This window comes from Mycobacterium sp. Aquia_213, from assembly GCF_026625985.1.
Lineage (GTDB): Bacteria > Actinomycetota > Actinomycetes > Mycobacteriales > Mycobacteriaceae > Mycobacterium.
In genome coordinates this window covers 2724311-2743459 of sequence record NZ_CP113116.1, presented here as the reverse complement: position 1 = coordinate 2743459, position 19149 = coordinate 2724311, and the positions used below count along the sequence as shown (strand labels likewise).

Sequence of the window (19149 nt, the reverse complement as noted above, 5' to 3'; positions counted from 1 at the left end):
GGTGTCAGCCACGGATTCCTAGAGGCCCGCGCGGTCGGCGAGCAGCGCGCGGTGGCGCGCGCTGCTGCCGAAAAGCGCGGCGGTGCTCTTGGCCCGGCGGAAGTACAGGTGCAGATCGTGTTCCCAGGTGAAGGCGATGCCGCCGTGGACTTGGATGGCGGAGCCGGCGCACAACACATAGGTATCCGAGGCCTGCGCCTTGACCAGCGGAGCCGCGATGCGCAGCTCGTCGCCGCCGGCCGCGCTCATCGCGGCGTACATCACCGCTGCGCGAGTCGCATCGATCTCGATCAGCATCTCGGCGCACGCATGCTTGACTGCCTGGAACGATCCGATGGGGCGGTCGAATTGCTTTCGGCTGCAGACATATTCGACAGAACGCTCGAGGCACGCCTCGGCGCCGCCGAGCATCTCGGCGGCCAGCAGCACCCGCGCCACGTCCAGGACCCGCTGAACGTCGTCGGGGGAGCCGGCCGTCAAGGCATCGGCCGGGGCCTGCGCCAGCCGCAGCGTGGCGACGGGGCGGGTGATGTCGAAGGAGGGCAGACCGACGACCGTGACGCCGGGCGAGTCGGCGGCGACGACGTGCAGGCGCACTCTCGCGTCGTCGCCCACGGCCGGAACCACAAAGAGATCGGCAATGCCGCCATGCAACACCGCGGTGCACTCGCCGGTGAGCACCACCGCACCGCCGTGGCGTTGCGCGGCCACCGTCGCGGCCGACGCATCGGTCACCCGGTGACCGCTGGCCGCCAACGCGCCGATCTGCTCACCGGAAAGCAAACCGGGCAGCAGGCTTTTGCGTTGCTCGTCGTCGCCCAGCCGCAGAATCGCCTCGATCGCGAACGTCGTCGCCGCGAAGGGAACCGGGGCCAGTGTGCGGCCCAGCTCGCTGAATGCGATCGCGGTCTCGACGAGGGTGGCGCCGATACCGCCATATTCCGGGGGCGTGTGTAACGCCGGCAGCTCCAGCTCGGTGCATAGCCGTCGCCACAGCCGGGTGCCGTGGGCCGCGTCCGTGCTGCGCGGACCACCACCGTGCTCGCGCAGGAAGCCACGCAGCGACGCGCAGAAGTCGTCTTGTTCGGTGCTGTAACGGAAGTCCATTGGAGGTTTCAGCCTTGCCTGGCTTCCCGACGTGGTTCCTTGGGCAGCCCGAGTAGTTGCTCGCCGATCAGATTGCGTTGAATTTGCGAACTGCCGGCATAGATCGTGGCCGCCCGGGAGTAGAGCAGCTCGTCCATCCAGCAGGAGGGAGAGTTCGGCGTGCCCGCTTCCGGAACCAGGCGCGCCCCGCCGTTGCCGGGACCCAATGGGCCAAGCGCATCCAGTTCCAAGATTTCGGCGGCCAGATCGGTGTAGCGCCGGAAGTATTCGCTCCAAATGACTTTGGTGATCGCGGCTTCGGCGCCCGGCAGTCGCCCGTTCAGCGACAAAGTAAGGCCACGGTAGCCCCGGTACCGCATGATCTGTATCCGGGAAAAGCACCACGCCAACTCATCTCGGATATGCGGGTCGGTGTTCATTCCGCGTTCGCGTGCGAGTTCGCGCAGCCGCTCGAAGTCGCGTCCGAAATCGATGGCCGCGGTGGTGAGCTGCGAAGCGCGTTCGAACCCGAGCGCCGTCATCGCGGTCGGCCATCCGTTACCCATCCCGCCCACGACGTTGGCGGATCCGGTGCGGGCATCGGTGAAAAAGACTTCACAGAACGACGAGTGTCCGGCCGCGTTGACGATCGGGCGAACCTCGACGCCGGGTTGTTCCATCGGCACCAGCAAGAAGGACAGACCCTTGTGCTTGGGCGCATCGGGATTCGTGCGCACCAGAACGAAGATCCAGTTGGCGGTGAGACCGGCCGACGTCCAGATCTTCTGCCCGTTGATCACCCACTCCTGGCCGTCCAGCACGGCCCTGGTCCGCACCGACGCCAGATCGGAGCCGGCCTCGGGTTCCGAAAATCCTTGGCACCAACGATCTTCACCGGTGAGGATCCGCGGCAGGAAATGCTTCTTCTGCGCTTCCGCGCCCAGGGCGATCAGCGTATTGCCCAGGAGATCGATTCCCAGCAGGTCGTTTTCGGCCCGCTCGGGCGCACCCGCCCGGGCGAATTCCTCGGCCAGCACCAGTTGTTCGACCGGCGAGAGACCACCTCCGCCGTATTCCGTAGGCCAGGATACGGCGACCAGATCACTGGCCAACAGAGCGCGGCGCCACCGCGAATCGAACGCCTCGCGCTCGACCGGCGGCATTGCTCCGGGCCCCGACCAGCCGGGCGGGAGGTGTTCAGCGAGGAACGCGCGAATCCGGTAGCGGAAAGTTTGCGCTTCGGGTGGGTAGGTGATGTCCACGGATGGCGTCCGGACTCACGGGTGGTGCTTGGACGCGGGCAAGATCTCCGGCGCGGCGCGCCAGTCGTCGAGTCCGTACTCAACCGTTCCGTATGACAACTTGCCACCGGTGACTTCACCCCAGTGGGCGTGATTGAGCTGGTGGATCTTGAAGCAGCCGTCCAGCGCGGTGGTGAAGCCCATCGCATCGACGGTTTGGTTCACCGACTCCTTGATGAGCAGCGCGGCCATCGTGGGGACTTTGGCGATTCGTCGAGCGAATTCTATTGTGCTAGAGCCTAATTGATTTGCCGGGAACACCTTGCTGACCATCCCCAGCGCGTGCGCTTCGTCGGCGCCGATGCAGTCCCCGGTGAGCAGAAGTTCCTTCGATTTACGCGGGCCGAACTCCCACGGATGGCCGAAATACTCCACCCCGCACATGCCCAGCCGCGTCCCGACGACGTCGGCGAACACGGTGTCCTCACTCGCGAGGATCAGATCACAGCACCAGGCCAGCATCAGCCCCGCCGATAGGACCGTGCCGTGGACCTGCGCAATGGTGATCTTGCGGAGGTTGCGCCACCGCTTCGTGTTTTCGAAGTAGTAATGCCACTCCTGACGATTGCGCGACTCCACCCCGCCGAACGTCCCTCCGTTGCACTGATAGGTGGGGTGTTGGTCCGGGCCGGGTGAGCGTTCCCGCACATCGTCGGCGGACCCGAGGTCGTGACCGGCCGAGAACGCGGAACCCGCCGCCCGCAGAATGACGACCCTGACCGCGTCGTCGGCCTCGGCCAGCTCGAAGGCGGCGTCCAACTCGACCAGCATTCCGCGCGTCTGCGCGTTGCGTTGGTTCGGGCGATCCAGAGTGATCGCCGCGATCCGACCGTCATCGAGTGTCTCGTATCCGATGAAGTCGAATTGCGGCCCGGAACTCTCCCGGCGATCGACCGGACGGAGTCCGTTGACGTTCATGGCGCCTCCTTTTACCGCTCACCGCGCGCTCGAACGGGTGACCTGTGCGAGGTTACGCGGCATTCCGTCAAGATGTCCATAGCCAATACGCGCTTATGTGAACACGATGCAGGCAAACTCCCATGCAAATTGGCTCTTGTAACTAGCGAAGTATCTTGCTAGTACTGTGGTATACCTACAGCAGCAGGCACGCGGTCAACGAGAAAACACCGAAGGGACGCCCCATGGAGATCGGAATATTCCTGATGCCGGCCCATCCACCGGAGCAGAGCCTCTACGACGCCACCCAATGGGACCTCGACATGATCGAACTGGCCGATCAACTCGGGTACGTCGAAGCGTGGGTCGGGGAACACTTCACCGTGCCCTGGGAGCCGATCTGCGCTCCCGACCTGCTGTTGGCGCAGGCGCTGCTGCGAACAAAGAACATCAAACTCGCGCCCGGCGCACATCTGCTGCCGTACCACCATCCGGTCGAATTAGCCCATCGGGTCGCCTATTTCGATCACCTTGCCCAGGGCCGATTCATGCTGGGTGTGGGAGCCAGCGGAATCCCGGGCGACTGGGCACTGTACGACGTGGACGGAAAGAACGGCGAGCATCGCGAGATGACTCGGGAAGCGCTCGAAATCATGCTGCGCATCTGGACCGAAGACGAGCCCTGGGAACACCGCGGAAAGTACTGGAACGCCAACGGGATCGCGCCGATGTTCGAGGGCCTGATGCGGCGTCATATCAAGCCCTTTCAGAAGCCGCATCCTCCCATTGGCGTCACCGGGTTCAGCGCGGGCTCCGAGACGCTCAAGCTTGCGGGTGAGCGCGGCTACCTACCGATGAGCCTTGACCTCAACGCCGAATACGTCGCCACGCACTGGGATGCGGTGCTGGAAGGCGCGGAACGCAGTGGCCGGACTCCCGACCGCCGTGATTGGCGGTTGGTCCGTGAGGTTTTCGTCGCCGAGACCGACGAGCAGGCCTTCCGTTACGCCGTCGACGGCACGATGGGTCGTGCCATGCGCGAGTATGTGCTGCCGACGTTCCGCATGTTCGGCATGACCAAGTTCTACAAGCACAACCCCTCGGTACCCGACGACGACGTGACGGCGGAGTACCTGGCCGAGAACACCTTCGTGGTCGGCTCGGTGGAGACGGTGGTCGACAAACTCGAAGCCACCTATGACCAAGTGGGCGGGTTCGGTCACCTGCTGGTGCTTGGATTCGACTACAGCGACAATCCGGGGCCGTGGAAGGAGTCACTGCGGCTGCTGGCCGAAGAAGTGATGCCCAGACTCAACGCGCGCATTGCCAAGAAGCCGGTCGCTGCGATCGTCTAGCGGTTCCGGGTCGGGAAAGGGCGAGCCAATGGCGGATCGCGAAGTCACCGTCGGGTATTCGGACGGAACGCACAAGACGATGCCGGTACGGCCAGACCAGACCGTTCTGGACGCCGCCGAGGAACACGGCGTGGCCATCGTCAGCGAGTGCCAAAGCGGGATCTGCGGCACCTGTGTCGCTACCTGCACCGCGGGCCAGTACGAGATGGGCCGCACCGAAGGTCTGTCCGACGTGGAGCGGGACGCGCGAAAGATCCTCACCTGTCAGACGTTTGCCAACTCTGACTGCCGGATCGAACTGCAGTATCCGGCAGACGACAACGCGGCGCTGCTGATTGCCTGTGACGGCGTGGTGACCGGGGTCGACTTGTTGTCGCCCAGCACCGCGGTGCTGCGGGTGAAGGTCTCGCCGAAGACCGGGGCGCTGAACTACCAGGCGGGTCAGTTCGCCCAGCTGCAGGTACCCGGCACCAATACCTGGCGCAACTACTCTTACGCGCACCCCGCAGACGGCGGCGGTGAACTGGAATTCATCATCCGGCTGCTGCCGGACGGGGTGATGTCCAACTACCTGCGCGACCGCGCCAAGCCCGGTGACCATATCGCCCTGCGGTGCAGCAAAGGCGACTTCCACCTGCGCCCCGTCCTTCGGCCGGTGATCCTGGTCGCCGGCGGCACCGGCTTGTCGGCGATCCTGGCGATGGCCGAGAGCCTGAGCGCCGACACCGCCCACCGCGTCTATCTGCTCTACGGCGTGACCTGTAGCGAAGACCTCTGCAAGCTCGACGAACTCAAGGCGCTGGCCGACCGGGTGACGGCACTGGAGGTGCACGTCATCGTCGCGCACCGGAACGCCGAATGGCACGGACCGACCGGCCTGGTCACGGATCTTCTGAACGAGGACATGCTGTCCGGGGGCGACGCCGACGTCTACCTCTGCGGTCCGGGCCCGATGGTCGAAGCCACCCGAACCTGGTTGGACAACAACGGTTTTCATCGTGTCGGGCTCTACTACGAGAAGTTCGTCCCGAGTGGGGCGGCGCGGCGCCGCGGTCCGGTTCACCTCGATCACGCAAGCATCGACATGGCCGACGTGCGCAGCCGCGGTCGCGGGACCGCGGTGGTCATCGGCGGCAGCATCGCGGGCATCGCCGCGGCAAAGGTGCTCACCGAGACTTTCGATCGGGTCATCGTGCTCGAAAAGGACGACCCGCATCGTCGCCGCGAGGGCAGGCCCGGAGCGGCACAGGGCTGGCACCTGCACCACTTGCTGACCGCCGGCCAGATCGAGTTGGAGCGTTTCTTTCCCGGCATCGTCGACGACATGGTGCGCGAGGGCGCGTTCAAGGTCGACATGGCAGCGCAGTATCGAATCCGCTTGGGCGGAAGCTGGAAGAAGCCCGGCACCAGCGATATCGAAATCGTCTGTGCGGGGCGGCCATTACTCGAGTGGTGCGTACGGCGCCGCCTTGACGACGAGCCGCGGATCGACTTCCGTTACGAGTCGGAGGTCGACGACCTCGTCTTCGACCGGGCGAACAACGCCATTGTCGGGGTCGCCGTCAGCAAGGACGGCGATTTCGAGGTGGTGCCGGCCGAATTCGTGGTCGACGCATCGGGCAAGAACACCCGCGTCCCGGAATTCTTGGATCGCATCGGTATCGGGGCCCCCGAGGTCGAGCAGGACATCATCAACTGCTTCTACTCGACGATGCAGCACCGGGTTCCACCGGACCGGCAGTGGCAGGACAAGGTCATGGTGATCTGCTACGCGTATCGCCCCTTCGAGGACACTTACGCCGCGCAGTATTACACCGACAGCTCGCGCACCCTCCTGTCCACCTCCCTGGTGGCCTACAACTGTTACTCGCCGCCGCGCACCGCCCGGGAGTTCCGCGAATTCGCCGACCTGATGCCCTCGCCGGTGGTGGGAGAGAACATCGACGGGCTGGAACCGGCCTCGGCGATTTACAACTTCCGCTATCCGAACATGCTCTGGTTGCACTACGAGCGCAAGCGCCACCTGCCCCGCGCGCTGCTGGCCGTGGGCGACGCATACACCAGCGCCGACCCGGTTTCCGGCTTGGGTATGAGCCTGGCGCTCAAGGAAGTTCGGGAGATGCAGGTACTACTGGGCAAATACGGTCCGGGCCACCAAGACCTTCCGCACCGCTACTACAAGTCGATCGCAAAGTTGGCCCACACGGCGTGGTTCGTCATCCGCGAACAGAACCTCCGATTCGACTGGATGAAAGACGTGGACAAGAAGCGGCCCTTCTATTTCCGCATACTCACCTGGTATATGGATCGGCTGATGGAATTGGTGCACGACGATCTCGACGCCTATCGCGAATTCTTGGCGGTCGTACACCTCGTCAAGCCACCATCGGCGCTGATGACGCCCGGGGTTGCCGGCCGCGTCATCGGCAAATGGGCGCGGACCAGGTTGTCGGGGCAAAAGACTCTGATCGCTCGCAACTTTGAAAATCGCACGGTACCGGTTGCCGATACCGCAGAACGGCTGGTGGCCGTCGGTGGTTCGGTGCCGGGCCAAACTCTCTAGCACTCGGCCAGAAAGGCGAAGATGATGGCGCAGGTTCATCGGTTTTTGGACTGTCGGGGTACGCGCATTCATGCCGTCGAAGACGGCCCCCCCAGCCCAGAAGGCCCGCTGGTTGTGCTGCTGCACGGGTTTCCGGAGTCCTGGTACTCATGGCGTCATCAGATTCCCGTGCTCGCCGCCGCGGGCTATCGCGTGGTGGCAATCGACCAGCGCGGCTACGGACGTTCGTCGAAATACCGGGTGCAATCGGCTTACCGCATCAAGGAATTGGTCGGCGACGTGCTCGGCGTCATCGACGCTTACGATGCCGACGAAGCGATCGTCATAGGTCATGACTGGGGCGCACCCGTCGCGTGGACCTTCGCGTGGCTGCACCCGGACCGGTGTGCCGGGGTGGTCGGGATCAGCGTTCCGTTCGCGGGTCGCGGCGTGATTGGCTTGCCGGGCAGCCCCTTCGGCGAGCACCGCCCCAACGACTACCACGTCGAGCTCGCGGGCGAAGGCCGGGTTTGGTACCAGGACTACTTCTCCGCGCAGGATGGGATCATCGCCGAAATCGAGGAGGACGTCCGCGGGTGGCTACTGGGGCTGACCTACACGGTCTCCGGTGAGGGGATGATGGCCGCCACCAAGGCGGCGGTCGACGCGGGCGTCGACCTGGCGTCCATGGACCCGATCGACGTGATCCGCGCCGGCCCGCTCTGCATGGCTGAGGGCGCAAAGCTCAAGGACGCCTTCGTCTATCCGGAAACGATGCCGGCCTGGTTCACCGATGCCGATGTCGACTTCTACGCCGGCGAGTTCGAGCGTTCCGGCTTCGGCGGGCCGCTGAGCTTCTATCACAACATCGACAACGACTGGCACGACCTGGCGGACCAAGAAGGTAAACCGCTCACCCCACCCGCTTTGTTCATCGGTGGCCAGTACGACGTCGGCACCACCTGGGGCGCCGAGGCCGTCGAGCGCGCACCCGAAGTGATGCCGAATTACCGGGGAACGCACCTGATTGCCGACGTCGGGCACTGGATTCAGCAGGAAGCGCCCGAGGAGACCAACCGGTTGTTGCTCGATTTCCTGGGCGGGCTGGGTTCATGAGAACGGCGGGGGAGCCCGGATGAAAACCACCGACATGCGGGTGCTGCGCGCGATCACGGCGATGGCGACGGGGCAACCCGTTGTCGTCAAAGAGGATTCGGACAGCGACGGCTATCTTGTGTTCGCCGCTGACGCCGCAACCGCTCCGCTGCTGGCGTTCATGGTTCGCCACACCTCCGGTTATGTGCGGGTCGCGCTGCCCGAATCCGAATGCGAGCGGTTGAATCTCCCGCCGATGTGCCACCGGAACACCGGGCTGTGCGTGTCGGTCGACGTCCGCGGGACGGGCACCGGAATCTCGGCAACGGATCGCGCCCGCACGATCGCCGCACTGGCATCCGGTGCCGCTGCTGCTTCGGATTTCCTTCGCCCCGGACATGTGGTCCCGCTGCAAGCCGGGGTGGACGGGGTGCTTGGCCGGCCCGGCCCTGCGGAGGCGGCCGTCGACCTCGCCGGCCTCGCCGGACGGCGTCGGGCAGCCGCGCTGTGCGAGATCGTCTCGCGGCGCAATCCCGCACTGATGGCGCGCGGGCCCGAGCTGACCGAATTCGCGATCGAACACGGGCTGCCGATCGTCTCGATCGGTGAGCTGGTGGCCTACCGGCGCCGGACCGAACCTCAGGTGGTCCGGCTGACCGAGACCGTCCTGCCCACCTGGGCGGGCGTTTCGCGCGTCATCGGCTTCCGCGACGCGCACGACGGTGGCGAGCATCTGGCGATGATCATCGGCTCGGCGGGTGCCGGAGTACCCGTGCCGTTGCACGTCCACGTCGAGTGCCTGACGGGGGATGTGTTCGGCTCCAAGGCGTGCCGGTGCGGCGGCGAACTCAACACCGCGCTGGCCCGGATGTCGGCCCAGGACAGCGGCGTGGTGATCTATCTGCGTCCGTCCGGGCCGCCGCGGGCCTGCGGCCTTTTCGCCCGGCGCGCCGCGACCGGTGATCCGATACCGGAGACCGTGGGGTGGATTCTGCGCGACCTTGGGCTGTATGCCCTCAAACTCTCGGACGACATGCCAGGATTTGGCCTGGTGATGTTCGGGGCAATTCGCGAGCAGGGCATCCGAACTCATGCGTTGGCGGCCGCGGGTTGAACCATCCGGACCTGGCCGGTAAGGCCGCAATCGTTACCGGCGCCGGCGCCGGGATCGGCCTTGCGGTGGCGCGACGGCTCGCCGCCGAGGGCTGCGGCGTGCTGTGCGCGGACGTCAACGGCAGCGCGGCCGATGCGGCGGCCGCCGAGATCGGTTCTGGCGCAATCGGTTATCGGGTCGATGTCAGCGACGAGACACAGGTCATCGGCATGGTCGACGCCTGTGTCAGCGCATTCGGTGGCGTGGACAAACTGGTCGCCAATGCCGGCGTCGTGCATATGGCCTCGCTGATCGACACCACCGTCGAGGACTTCGACCGTGTCATTGCGATCAACCTGCGTGGCGCGTGGCTGTGTACCAAGCATGCGGCGCCGAGGATGGTCGAGCGGGGCGGGGGAGCGATCGTCAGCATGTCGTCGCTCGCCGGCCATATCGGCGTGGGCGGCAGCGGCGCCTACGGCATGTCCAAGGCCGGCGTCAGCCACCTGAGCCGCATCACCGCCGCGGAGCTGCGTTCGTCCAACATCCGGGCCAACGCGCTGTTGCCGGCCTTCGTCGACACCCCGATGCAGCAGATCGCGATGACGACGTTCGACGAAACGCTCGGGGAAGGCGGCGCCGGCAAGATGATCGAGCGCCTGCAAGGCCGGATGGCCGCACCCGAGGAGATGGCCAGCATCGTGGCTTTCCTGTTGTCCGACGACGCGTCGATGATCACCGGCACCACTCAGATCGCCGACGGTGGAACCATCGCGGCGCTGTGGTGAGCAATCGCGAATCAGGCCCGGCTGGTCAGGATTGACATTGCGATGGCGGTGAGCTCGTCCGCGACCCCAACGTATCGCGTGAGATGCCATGTGCGAGCGACGTCTTCGATAAAGCTAATCGCCGCCGCGACCAATATTCGCCCCTCCACGACGGTGGTCTGCGGGACCAGCTCGGTGATCAGCTCGATCCACACGGTTTCGCGGTCGGCCTGATTTCTCAAATACCCGTCGCGGACCTCGCTGGAGGCGTGCGGGAGCTCGGTGATCGAGACAGCAACAAGGTCGGGGGCATCCAGGCTGATCCGGACGTGCCCCTGCACCAGCCCCTGAAGACGTTGCACGGCTTCCGAATTCGTTCGCACAGCGCGAATGCACTCAAGGCTCCACCACTCGTCGAGCCGGCGGATGAGCGCATCCAGGATGGCCTGCTTGGACGAGAAGGACCGATACAGACCCGGGCCCGCGATGCCGGCCGCCTTGCTGATCTCACTGGTACTGACAGCCGGATAGCCCTGCGCACGGAACAGCCGCGCGCCCCCGGCCAGCAGGGTTTCATAGCGGGAGAACAGCACACCGTCCTCGTCGCGCGCGGCATCCAGCGGCGTCAACTCGGCGACGGGCGGCGTCGTCGCCGCGGCCATACAGGCTTGGTAGAGGCGCTCTTTGAGTTCATCGGCTCCAAGCGTGAGATTGTGCCGTCCCAGGCCGGTCAGCGTGCTGGCCACCGCCCACGCGCGCAGCTCCGCGTGCTGCGGGCTCAGGCCGGGCACCTCCAGGTCGACGTTGTCGCGCATCCCGGCGACGATCGTGTTGATGCGGCGCCGGACTTCGGCGCGGTCGCCTTCGTTGAGGTAACGGGCCTCGCGCTGCCACAACACCGCCAGGGACCGCGATGCAACGGCCGCGGTGATGTGGTCCGGTAGCTCGACACTCAGCGGCCGAGGTGTCGGCTCGGCCTCGCCGGCGGTGAGGCGACGCGCGATTTGATACTGATCCTGGCCCGTGCGAATGGCCTCGGCGAGCAACGCCTGCTTGTTGTCGTAGTGGCGATACAACGCACGCGCGGTGACTCCTGCCGCCTCGGCGATGTCTTCCAACTTGACCGAATGGAAGCCGCGGTCGATGAAGAGGCCGACGGCCTGCTCCAGAATCTGCTGCTTGCGATCCTTCGGGCGGCGCCTAACGGGTTGAGCGACGGTCCCCATCGACTCGAGCCCCCTTCGTGCGCGCGCGAATTACCAATCCTGCCATAAGCATCGGCTACAGCTTCATTCCGCTCTGCCCCTCGAAGTCCGCGAGATCAAAGTAGTCGCTGAAGCGCGCGATCTTGCCATTCTTGACCTCGAACACGCCGGTCACCGGGAGCACAACTTTCCGGCCGTCGTTCATCGTGAAGTAGTCGATCCGTTCGACGAGCACCAAACCGGGCTCCGCCGCGAGGGTGAGGATGTCGAGCTTGGCATCGGAGAACGCGTCCAGAAACGCCCGAAAGACCGCGCGGATGCCGGCAATGCCCTCGATCGGCTCGACCGGCACGTTGTGGTAGACCGCGTCGTCGGCGAAGCCGCCGCAGATGTTTTCCAGGCTGCGCGCCTGCCAGGATCCCAGAAAGTCCCGGACCAGCTTCTCGCTCACTTCCTTGGTATCGGTCATGCGACCGGCTCCTCCTCGGGGCATTTGCCGCGTCGGTGTGATTTTCGATCGGATTATCAAGATACATCATTTGGCATATATGCGCGATAACAGTGCTATTCATCGAATTTATCGGTGGTCAATCACATACTGATCATGGACATATACCGGCGCTCGTCGCCCCGGGTGCGCATCGCCGCTCTCGGCGCCTACCCCCTTCGGGGCACCAAGACTTCCCCTTTGGGGTCTGACCGTGGCGTCGCCGCGGTGATTGCATTGCCAATCATGAGTTTCTTCACGGATTCCAGCGAGATCGACACGTACATCGGCGGCGTCTTTCGCGAGGCGGGAAACCACCCGCAGTCCGGACCCAAATTCCGGGCCGCCAACATCGTCCTGCGGGTCATCTATCGCGATCCGGACTACGAACTCACCGTCGCGCTGCGCGAAGATTTCCAAGTCATCTGCGGCCCAAGCGATCTCAAGCCCGACATCACCATGACGATGCCCGCCGATGTGGCAGACCGATTCTGGCGCGGCGACTACAACCTCACCGTCGGTCTGGCCAAGGGCCAGGTCAAGGCAAAGGGCCAAATCGGGAAGCTGCTGCGACTCATCCCGCTGACCAAGCCGCTGTTCCCGATGTACCGCGCCAAGATTGCCGACAAAGATCGCGGGGTGGCCTGAGTCCATGACCACGGTGACTGTCCCGCACCACCCGATGCTGATCGGCGGCCAGCCGGTCGACTCCGACCGGCGGATGGAAATCTTCGACCCCGGCGACGAGAGCCTGGTCGCGACCGTGGCCCAAGGCGACGCGTCGCATGTCGACGCGGCCGTCGCGACCGCCAAGGCCGCCTTCGAGCGGGGCACCTGGTCGCGCGCGACACCGCAGGATCGTGCCGAGGTGATGCGCCGCATCGCCGCCGCGGCCAACCAGGCCAGCGATGAACTCATCGAATTGGAAATGGCGTCCAACGGCGCCACCATCCGACTGGCCACCGGATTTCACATCGGCTACGCGCTGAGTCATTTCAGCTATTTCGCCGACCTCGCCGAGACCTACGCGTGGCAACGGCCCGCCCCCGTCGAGACATTCCCCGTGCTCAGTCAAAGCGTCGTACATCGCGAGCCGATCGGTGTCGTCGGCGCGATCACACCGTGGAATTTCCCTCTGCTGCTGACTATTTGGAAAATCGGGCCGGCACTCGCGGCCGGCAACAGCGTCGTCGTCAAGCCCGACGAACACACCCCGCTGTCAATCCTGGAGTTCGCCCGCATCGCCGAACGCAACGGCTTGCCACCGGGGGTGCTCAACGTCGTACCGGGCGAAGGGCACGAGGCCGGGGCCCGGCTCGCCTCGCATCCCGATGTGGGCAAGATCGCGTTCACCGGCTCCACCGCAGTCGGACGCGAAATCATGCGGCTGGCGTCGGGCACGGTCAAACAGGTGACACTCGAGCTGGGCGGCAAGGGCCCTTCGATTGTTCTCGACGACGCCGATCTCGAGTTGGCCGTCGACGGAGTGCTCTACGGCTGCTTCGCCTACTCGGGCCAGATCTGCGAATCCGGAACTCGTGCACTGGTTCCCGCCACACTGCACGACGAGTTCGTCGAGCGCCTCGTCGCGCGCGCGAAAACCATCGTGGTCGGCCCGACCCGCGACTGGGATACCGATTTGGGTCCGGTGATCGACGCGGCCCAGCGCATTCGCATCCTGAACCACATCGACGAGGCGCGCGCGGCCGGCGCCGGCGTCGCACTCGGTGGACAAGCGATCACGGGTGGATCATTCGACAAGGGATTCTGGGTCGCGCCAACGATTCTCACCGGGGTCACCAACGAAATGACGATCGCGCGCGAAGAAGTCTTCGGCCCGGTGCTCGTGGTCATCCCGTATGACGACGACGAACAAGCCGTCGCGATCGCCAACGACAGCGACTACGGTCTGGCAGCAAGCATTTGGACGTCCGACAACGCCAGGGGATTGGCGATGGCCGAACAGATTCGGACCGGCAGCGTGTGGATCAACGACGCCCACCAGATCAACTGCCGACTGCCGTTCGGCGGCTACAAGCAAAGCGGAATCGGGCGCGAACTGGGCCCCGATGCCCTCGATGCCTACACGGAGGTCAAGACGATACACCTGGACCTGTCCGGCGGACGCGAGGCGAAGCCGTACGACGTCTTGCTCGGAAACGCCGATAACGTCTGAGCATCAACCTACTTCGGGCACACTGGCCAGCCGCACATACGCCGACGCCGCCTCCGCGCGGTTGGTCGCGTTCAGCTTGCGCAGCACCCTCTTGACGTGAGACTTGACCGTGCCCGCCGAGATCACCAGCTCATCGGCGATCTGCTGATTGGTGCGGCCGGCCGCCATCAGGCGAAGGACCTCGACCTCACGACGCGTCAGCATCGTCATCACCCGGGTCTGCACCTCGGCCAATGACCGTGCGGCGGGGCTGCGCTCGACCGGCTCGATCTTGCGCAAGTCCAGATCCGCGTCCTGCAGCGCGCGAGCCGCCAGGTCCGCGGACGCCAGCGCACGCTGGACTTCGTCGTGCTGGCGTCGCATTCGCTCCAGCAAGACCGTGCGTTCGTAGGCGTAACCGAACCCCTCGGCGAACGCCCACACCGTGTCGCGGTCGATCTCGTCGACAATGCGGCCCGAGTAGAGGCGGTCGGCGTGCAGGAACCCAATCACCTTGCCCGTCGGCATGATCGGAGCCGCACAGTACGAATGCGTCAACGAGAAATCGATGATCGGCCGATTGACCCGTGGGTCGTTGCGGGCGTCTCGCACGATCGCGGGCGCGTGGCGACGGATCATCTGCGTTTCTATCAGCATGTGATCCAGCAGGGGTGCGACCGACTGCGCGAAGGCCACCATCTTCTCTGCGCCCTCGGTGTCCTCACCGAAATAGGCTGATTCCATCACCATTCGGCCCTCGTGCACGCGAAAGAGCACGGCGCGGTCGAATCCACACGACTCCACCATCTCGCGCGGCGCCCGGTCGACGATCGTCGCGACGTCATCGACGGCGCGCAGCTTGCTCAAGCCCTCCTGCACGGCGAGCAACGCGAACGTGCGCCGCTTGGCGCCGTCCTCGATCAGCTCCCGTTCCAGCGCGCACAGGTCCAGCAGCCCGTCGAGCGCATTGAGCGCGTGCTCATCCCCGTGCGGCTCCAACGCATTACGCACGATCGCCGCCTTGGTGTCGATGGCCTCGGCCACCACCGCCAACGGGTCATCGGTGGGATCGACCTCGCATTCCTGAAATGCCTCGCGGTAGCGGCGCGCGGCATCCGATTCCCTGGCCGGACGCGACGCCCAGCCGGGGTGGTTGCCGTCGGCCAGCGCGTTGGGCGCGGGGGGATCGAGTATGCCGGAATCGACATCGTCAACGTTGACACCAATCACGATGCTCACTGTCCTCCGGGAAGCGCCGTGGCATGACGGAAATCAGAAATTCACCTCGTAAGGGGGCAGGAGTCCCCTCCAACGGGGGATCGATTTGCCGCCGCAACTGACAGAGGCTGATCGCATGTCCTCAGCGTCCGTTTCGGAAACGGTTTCAGCCATCGAATTACTTCCCACCCCAGTTGGCGTCGCCAATCCGTATCCGCTGTACGAACAGCTGAGAAATCTCTCACCCGTTGCGGGGTATCGGGATTGGCCGCCGGGAACCATTCCCGGCGCCGACGAGCCCGTGACCGCGTGGGCACTCTTCCGGTACAACCAGGTCTTCGAGGCCGCCAAGGACAGCACGACCTTCTCGTCGCGCGATCCCCTGCAAGAGGCCTCGTCGGCGCCGAGCCTGATGCTCGTCAACACCGATCCGCCCAAGCACGAGGTGGAACGAAAGCTGGTCAGCCAGGCGTTCTCCCCGCGCCGCGTCAAGAAGCTCGAGGGTTGGCTGGGCGAGCTGATCCCGCAGCTGCTCGAGTCACTCGACGACGGCAGCGACGGGACCGCGGAGGTGATGGAATTCGCCGCCGAGGTTCCGACCCGGGCGATGGTGCGCCTGCTGGGATTGCCCGACGGCGACCACGTCCGGTTTCGGCGGTGGGCCAACGCCTTCATGCTCTCGTCATCGCTCACCCCCGAGGAGCGCATCGCCAGCAACGAGGAGATGGTCACGACGTTCGCCACTCGCCTCGCCGAGCACACCGCCCGGCTGGCCGAGCGGGAGATCGGCGATGACAGCGAGGGAGTGGAGGACGCCGAAGACCTGATTTCGGCGCTGCTGCGCGCCGAGGTGGACGGGCAGCGTCTGACCCCGGAGGAAATCGTGCGGTTCTGCGTCACCCTCGTGGTGGCGGGCAGCGAAACCACGACCTTTCTGATCGGCAACCTACTGCACGCGCTGGCGCGGGAGCCCGAGGTTCAGGCGCGCCTGCGCGCCGACCGAACTCTGCTGAATCTCTTTGTCGAGGAGACACTTCGACTCGACGGGCCACCGCAACGACTGTTCCGCATCGCGACCCGCGATGTCGAGATCGACGGCAAGCTGATCCGCAAAGGGGAGTGGGTGGCGTTGTTCTTCGGTTCGGCCAACCGGGATCCCGCGGTGTTTCCGAATCCGGATCGACTCGACATCGACCGGCCGAACATCCGCCAGCAGCTGTCGCTGGGGCACGGACTGCACTTCTGCCTCGGCGCTTCGCTGGCCCGCCTGGAGGTCATGGCGGTACTCAACGCCGTGCTCGATCGTTACCAGACGATCGCCCTGACCGAGGACCCCGGCACCAAGCAGACCGCGAGCCTGCTGACCCACGCCTATGTCCGATTGCCCCTTCACCTCTCATGACGACCACCATCGAGTCGCGCAACATCGAGGCGACCAAAGCCATCTATGCCGCGATCCCCGCCGGCGACCTGCAAACCGCGCTGAGTTATCTCGATCCCGAGGTGCGGATCACCTACTACGGCACCGAGATCATTCCCTACGCAGGCGATTACCGCGGCATCGACGAAGCGACGATGTTCTTCACCAAGGTTGGCGAAAACATCGAGATCGTCGACATGCAGGCATGGAAGTTCATCGCCCAAGGCGACGAACTGGCCACCTGGGGCCGGCAACGCTTCCGGCGGCCTGCCACCGGACACGAGTGGGAATCCGAGTTCGCACATATCATTACGCTGCGCGACGGCCGCTGGGTGTACTTCCGCGACTTCATGAATTCGGCGCTAACCCTGCAGGCCTTCTCATGAAGGTCGCCGCGGACCGCCAGATCTGCATATCCGCCGGAATGTGCGTGATGACCGCCGACGAGTTCTTCGACCAGGACGACGACGGCGTCGTGCTCCTCGCCTCCGCAGAAGTTCCGGACGCCTCCGAACCGGATGTCGCGCGCAGGGTGCATACCGCGGTCAAACTGTGCCCGTCGGGGGCACTGCAGTTGGTTCCGGAGTGAACTGTCCGGCCAACCCGACACGGCCCGGAGGCGGGCCCCGAAACAACGCCCAGGACAGCCGCGCACGCGGCAACTCGACCGGCGTTACGCCGGTACTAACTAGATACATCATCACACATAAGTGCGGGTTTGCTTCGTTATTTACGAATCAGTCAGCGGAAATCATGCGTATTGACTATGGACATGATGGCCGAGCGCCGCGTACCCTCGCGGATGTCACTCGTCCACTTCGACCTGTCCGGGGGGCAACGTGAGCAACTCCACCCGACGACACAGCGTCGAATCCAGGCGGTGCACAGCGCGATGGTGACGATGGTCGGCCAAGCGGCGAAGCCGGTCCGCGCGATCGGCGATTTCTTCGTGATGTCGGCCGAGACGTTTGTGGCCATCTTCAGGCCACCGTTCGCGTGGCGGGAATACCTGCATCAGTGCTGGTTTGTGGCGCGGGTGTCGACGCTGCCCGGGGTGTTGATGACGATCCCGTGGGCGGTGATTTCGGGCTTCCTCTTCAATGTCCTGCTGACCGATATCGGCGCCGCAGATTTTTCCGGCACCGGCTGCGCGATCTTCACCGTGGACCAAAGCGCCCCGATAGTCACGGTATTGGTGGTTGCGGGTGCGGGTGCCACCGCGATGTGTGCCGACCTGGGTGCCCGCACCATCCGAGAGGAGCTCGACGCGCTGCGGGTGATGGGCATCAATCCGATTCAAGCGCTGGCGGTGCCGCGCGTGCTGGCGGCCACCACGATCTCGCTGGCCCTGAGTTCGGTGGTGACCGCGACAGGTCTTATCGGCGCGTTCTTCTGTTCGGTATTCCTGATGCACGTCTCGGCGGGCGCCTGGGTGGCGGGCCTGACCACCCTTACTCACACGATCGACGTGATCATTTCGATGATCAAGGCGACGCTGTTCGGGCTGATGGCGGGGCTGATCGCCTGCTACAAGGGTATGTCCGTCGGTGGTGGCCCGGCCGGTGTCGGCAGGGCGGTGAACGAGACGGTGGTGTTCGCCTTCATCGTCTTGTTCGTCATCAACATCATCGTCACCGCCGTCGGTATGCCGTTCATGGTGTCGTGAGGTGAACCGATGACGGTCAGTGTTCCGAGCAGCCCAACACAGGTCCAGCGCATTGCGAAATCCGTTGTGGCCGAGTGGAATCGGATGGGCTCGCAGGTACGGTTCTATGTCAGCACCGTCGCGGGGATTCCCGACGCCGTGATGCACTACCGTGGCGAGCTGCTGCGGGTGATCGCGCAAATGGGTTTGGGCGTAGGAACTCTCGCGGTGATCGGCGGAACGGTCGTCATCGTCGGGTTCTTGGCGATGACCACCGGCGCAATCGTGGCGGTGCAGGGTTACAACCAGTTCGCCTCCGTGGGCGTGGAAGCCTTGACCGGCTTCGCGTCGGCCTTCTTCAACACCCGCGAGATTCAGCCGGGAACCGTGATGGTCGCGCTGGCCGCCACCGTCGGCGCCGGCGCCACCGCCCAGCTGGGGGCGATGCGGATCAACGAGGAAATCGATGCGCTCGAGGTGATCGGTATCCGCAGCGTCAGCTACCTGGCCAGCACTCGAGTACTGGCGGGCGTGGTGGTGGCGATCCCGCTATTTTGCGTGGGGCTCATGACGGCATACCTGGCCGCCCGCATCGGGACCACGGCGGTGTACGGGCAGGGCTCCGGTGTGTACGACCACTACTTCAACACGTTCCTGCGCCCGACCGATGTGCTCTGGTCGTCGTTTGAGGTCGTCGTGGTCTCGCTGATGATCATGCTGGTGTGTACCTACTACGGGTACACCGCGCACGGCGGGCCCGCCGGGGTCGGCGAAGCCGTCGGCCGGGCCGTGCGTGCCTCGATGGTCCTCGCGTCGATCGCGATCGTCATCATGACGCTGGCCATCTATGGCCAGTCCCCGAACTTCCACCTGGCGAGTTAGC

At 64.9% G+C, this 19149-nt stretch carries 18 protein-coding genes; 12 read left to right on the top strand and 6 right to left on the bottom strand.

Going from position 1 to position 19149, the window contains the following annotated elements; all coding sequences use genetic code 11:
• Positions 1-18: 18 nt before the first annotated feature.
• The 3 genes from LMQ14_RS12880 to LMQ14_RS12870 are packed head-to-tail and all read right to left on the bottom strand — an operon-like array spanning position 19 to position 3305.
• Positions 19-1107, bottom strand: coding sequence for an acyl-CoA dehydrogenase family protein (locus tag LMQ14_RS12880; protein WP_267735085.1), 1089 nt, complete (start codon positions 1105-1107; stop codon positions 19-21).
• 8 nt (positions 1108-1115) lie between these two features.
• The gene (locus LMQ14_RS12875; protein ID WP_267735084.1) at positions 1116-2348 is read right to left on the bottom strand and encodes an acyl-CoA dehydrogenase; all 1233 of its coding nucleotides are present in this window, start codon (positions 2346-2348) and stop codon (positions 1116-1118) included.
• Positions 2349-2363: 15 nt separating this feature from the next.
• Complete coding sequence (locus LMQ14_RS12870; protein ID WP_267735083.1) at positions 2364-3305, bottom strand: enoyl-CoA hydratase; 942 nt, start codon at positions 3303-3305, stop codon at positions 2364-2366.
• A 224-nt stretch (positions 3306-3529) separates the two neighbouring features.
• Between LMQ14_RS12870 and LMQ14_RS12865 the strand changes: the two genes are divergently transcribed.
• The 5 genes from LMQ14_RS12865 to LMQ14_RS12845 are packed head-to-tail and all read left to right on the top strand — an operon-like array spanning position 3530 to position 10157.
• On the top strand, positions 3530-4639 hold the full coding sequence (locus LMQ14_RS12865; protein ID WP_267735082.1) for an LLM class flavin-dependent oxidoreductase: 1110 nt from the start codon (positions 3530-3532) through the stop codon (positions 4637-4639).
• A 28-nt stretch (positions 4640-4667) separates the two neighbouring features.
• Positions 4668-7202 carry an FAD-binding oxidoreductase gene (locus LMQ14_RS12860; protein ID WP_267735081.1) on the top strand — a complete coding sequence of 845 codons (2535 nt, stop codon included), beginning with the start codon at positions 4668-4670 and terminating at the stop codon, positions 7200-7202.
• Positions 7203-7226: 24 nt separating this feature from the next.
• On the top strand, positions 7227-8297 hold the full coding sequence (locus tag LMQ14_RS12855; protein ID WP_267735080.1) for an alpha/beta fold hydrolase: 1071 nt from the start codon (positions 7227-7229) through the stop codon (positions 8295-8297).
• A 19-nt stretch (positions 8298-8316) separates the two neighbouring features.
• Positions 8317-9390, top strand: a complete 1074-nt coding sequence (locus LMQ14_RS12850; protein ID WP_267735079.1) for a 3,4-dihydroxy-2-butanone-4-phosphate synthase — start codon at positions 8317-8319, stop codon at positions 9388-9390.
• Positions 9387-10157, top strand: a complete 771-nt coding sequence (locus LMQ14_RS12845) for an SDR family oxidoreductase (protein ID WP_267735078.1) — start codon at positions 9387-9389, stop codon at positions 10155-10157. Before LMQ14_RS12850 ends, LMQ14_RS12845 begins: the two co-directional genes overlap by 4 nt.
• A gap of 11 nt (positions 10158-10168) precedes the next feature.
• On the opposite strand, the gene LMQ14_RS12840 is transcribed toward LMQ14_RS12845, so the two are convergent.
• Together LMQ14_RS12840 and LMQ14_RS12835 are read right to left on the bottom strand one after the other, a co-directional pair.
• Entirely contained in the window at positions 10169-11362 is a 1194-nt protein-coding gene (locus LMQ14_RS12840) for a TetR/AcrR family transcriptional regulator (RefSeq protein ID WP_267735077.1), read from the bottom strand.
• A 55-nt stretch (positions 11363-11417) separates the two neighbouring features.
• Positions 11418-11810: a limonene-1,2-epoxide hydrolase family protein gene (locus LMQ14_RS12835; RefSeq protein WP_267735076.1), complete on the bottom strand. Its 393-nt coding sequence runs from the start codon at positions 11808-11810 to the stop codon at positions 11418-11420.
• Positions 11811-12074: 264 nt separating this feature from the next.
• Between LMQ14_RS12835 and LMQ14_RS12830 the strand changes: the two genes are divergently transcribed.
• Together LMQ14_RS12830 and LMQ14_RS12825 are read left to right on the top strand one after the other, a co-directional pair.
• Complete coding sequence (locus LMQ14_RS12830; RefSeq protein ID WP_267735075.1) at positions 12075-12476, top strand: SCP2 sterol-binding domain-containing protein; 402 nt, start codon at positions 12075-12077, stop codon at positions 12474-12476.
• 4 nt (positions 12477-12480) lie between these two features.
• Positions 12481-14004, top strand: a complete 1524-nt coding sequence (locus LMQ14_RS12825; protein ID WP_267735074.1) for an aldehyde dehydrogenase family protein — start codon at positions 12481-12483, stop codon at positions 14002-14004.
• A 3-nt stretch (positions 14005-14007) separates the two neighbouring features.
• On the opposite strand, the gene LMQ14_RS12820 is transcribed toward LMQ14_RS12825, so the two are convergent.
• A complete protein-coding gene (locus LMQ14_RS12820; RefSeq protein ID WP_420714681.1) occupies positions 14008-15177 on the bottom strand; it encodes a LuxR C-terminal-related transcriptional regulator in 1170 nt (389 codons plus the stop codon).
• Between the two features lie 160 nt (positions 15178-15337).
• On the opposite strand from LMQ14_RS12820, the gene LMQ14_RS12815 reads away from it, so the two are divergent.
• The 5 genes from LMQ14_RS12815 to LMQ14_RS12795 all read left to right on the top strand — a co-directional run bounded on the left by LMQ14_RS12815 (position 15338) and on the right by LMQ14_RS12795 (position 19148).
• Positions 15338-16603 (top strand): cytochrome P450, encoded by a 1266-nt coding sequence (locus LMQ14_RS12815; protein ID WP_267735073.1) that lies wholly within the window; start codon positions 15338-15340, stop codon positions 16601-16603.
• A complete protein-coding gene (locus tag LMQ14_RS12810; RefSeq protein WP_267735072.1) occupies positions 16600-17007 on the top strand; it encodes a nuclear transport factor 2 family protein in 408 nt (135 codons plus the stop codon). Before LMQ14_RS12815 ends, LMQ14_RS12810 begins: the two co-directional genes overlap by 4 nt.
• Positions 17004-17210 (top strand): ferredoxin, encoded by a 207-nt coding sequence (locus LMQ14_RS12805; RefSeq protein WP_267735071.1) that lies wholly within the window; start codon positions 17004-17006, stop codon positions 17208-17210. Before LMQ14_RS12810 ends, LMQ14_RS12805 begins: the two co-directional genes overlap by 4 nt.
• 303 nt (positions 17211-17513) lie before the next feature.
• Complete coding sequence (locus LMQ14_RS12800; RefSeq protein WP_267735488.1) at positions 17514-18287, top strand: MlaE family ABC transporter permease; 774 nt, start codon at positions 17514-17516, stop codon at positions 18285-18287.
• 9 nt (positions 18288-18296) lie between these two features.
• Positions 18297-19148, top strand: a complete 852-nt coding sequence (locus tag LMQ14_RS12795; protein ID WP_267735070.1) for an ABC transporter permease — start codon at positions 18297-18299, stop codon at positions 19146-19148.
• Position 19149: the final 1 nt, after the last annotated feature.

Bases quoted from the DNA above. Each gene is read 5' to 3' on its own strand.
- LMQ14_RS12850 (WP_267735079.1), top strand. From the start codon at position 8,317: ATGAAAACCACCGACATGCGGGTGCTGCGCGCGATCACGGCGATGGCG.
- LMQ14_RS12865 (WP_267735082.1), top strand. From the start codon at position 3,530: ATGGAGATCGGAATATTCCTGATGCCGGCCCATCCACCGGAGCAGAGC.
- LMQ14_RS12810 (WP_267735072.1), top strand. From the start codon at position 16,600: ATGACGACCACCATCGAGTCGCGCAACATCGAGGCGACCAAAGCCATC.
- LMQ14_RS12795 (WP_267735070.1), top strand. From the start codon at position 18,297: ATGACGGTCAGTGTTCCGAGCAGCCCAACACAGGTCCAGCGCATTGCG.
- LMQ14_RS12860 (WP_267735081.1), top strand. From the start codon at position 4,668: ATGGCGGATCGCGAAGTCACCGTCGGGTATTCGGACGGAACGCACAAG.
- LMQ14_RS12880 (WP_267735085.1), bottom strand. From the start codon at position 1,107: ATGGACTTCCGTTACAGCACCGAACAAGACGACTTCTGCGCGTCGCTG.
- LMQ14_RS12830 (WP_267735075.1), top strand. From the start codon at position 12,075: ATGAGTTTCTTCACGGATTCCAGCGAGATCGACACGTACATCGGCGGC.
- LMQ14_RS12800 (WP_267735488.1), top strand. From the start codon at position 17,514: ATGGTGACGATGGTCGGCCAAGCGGCGAAGCCGGTCCGCGCGATCGGC.
- LMQ14_RS12855 (WP_267735080.1), top strand. From the start codon at position 7,227: ATGGCGCAGGTTCATCGGTTTTTGGACTGTCGGGGTACGCGCATTCAT.
- LMQ14_RS12825 (WP_267735074.1), top strand. From the start codon at position 12,481: ATGACCACGGTGACTGTCCCGCACCACCCGATGCTGATCGGCGGCCAG.
- LMQ14_RS12835 (WP_267735076.1), bottom strand. From the start codon at position 11,810: ATGACCGATACCAAGGAAGTGAGCGAGAAGCTGGTCCGGGACTTTCTG.
- LMQ14_RS12840 (WP_267735077.1), bottom strand. From the start codon at position 11,362: ATGGGGACCGTCGCTCAACCCGTTAGGCGCCGCCCGAAGGATCGCAAG.
- LMQ14_RS12815 (WP_267735073.1), top strand. From the start codon at position 15,338: ATGTCCTCAGCGTCCGTTTCGGAAACGGTTTCAGCCATCGAATTACTT.
- LMQ14_RS12870 (WP_267735083.1), bottom strand. From the start codon at position 3,305: ATGAACGTCAACGGACTCCGTCCGGTCGATCGCCGGGAGAGTTCCGGG.
- LMQ14_RS12805 (WP_267735071.1), top strand. From the start codon at position 17,004: ATGAAGGTCGCCGCGGACCGCCAGATCTGCATATCCGCCGGAATGTGC.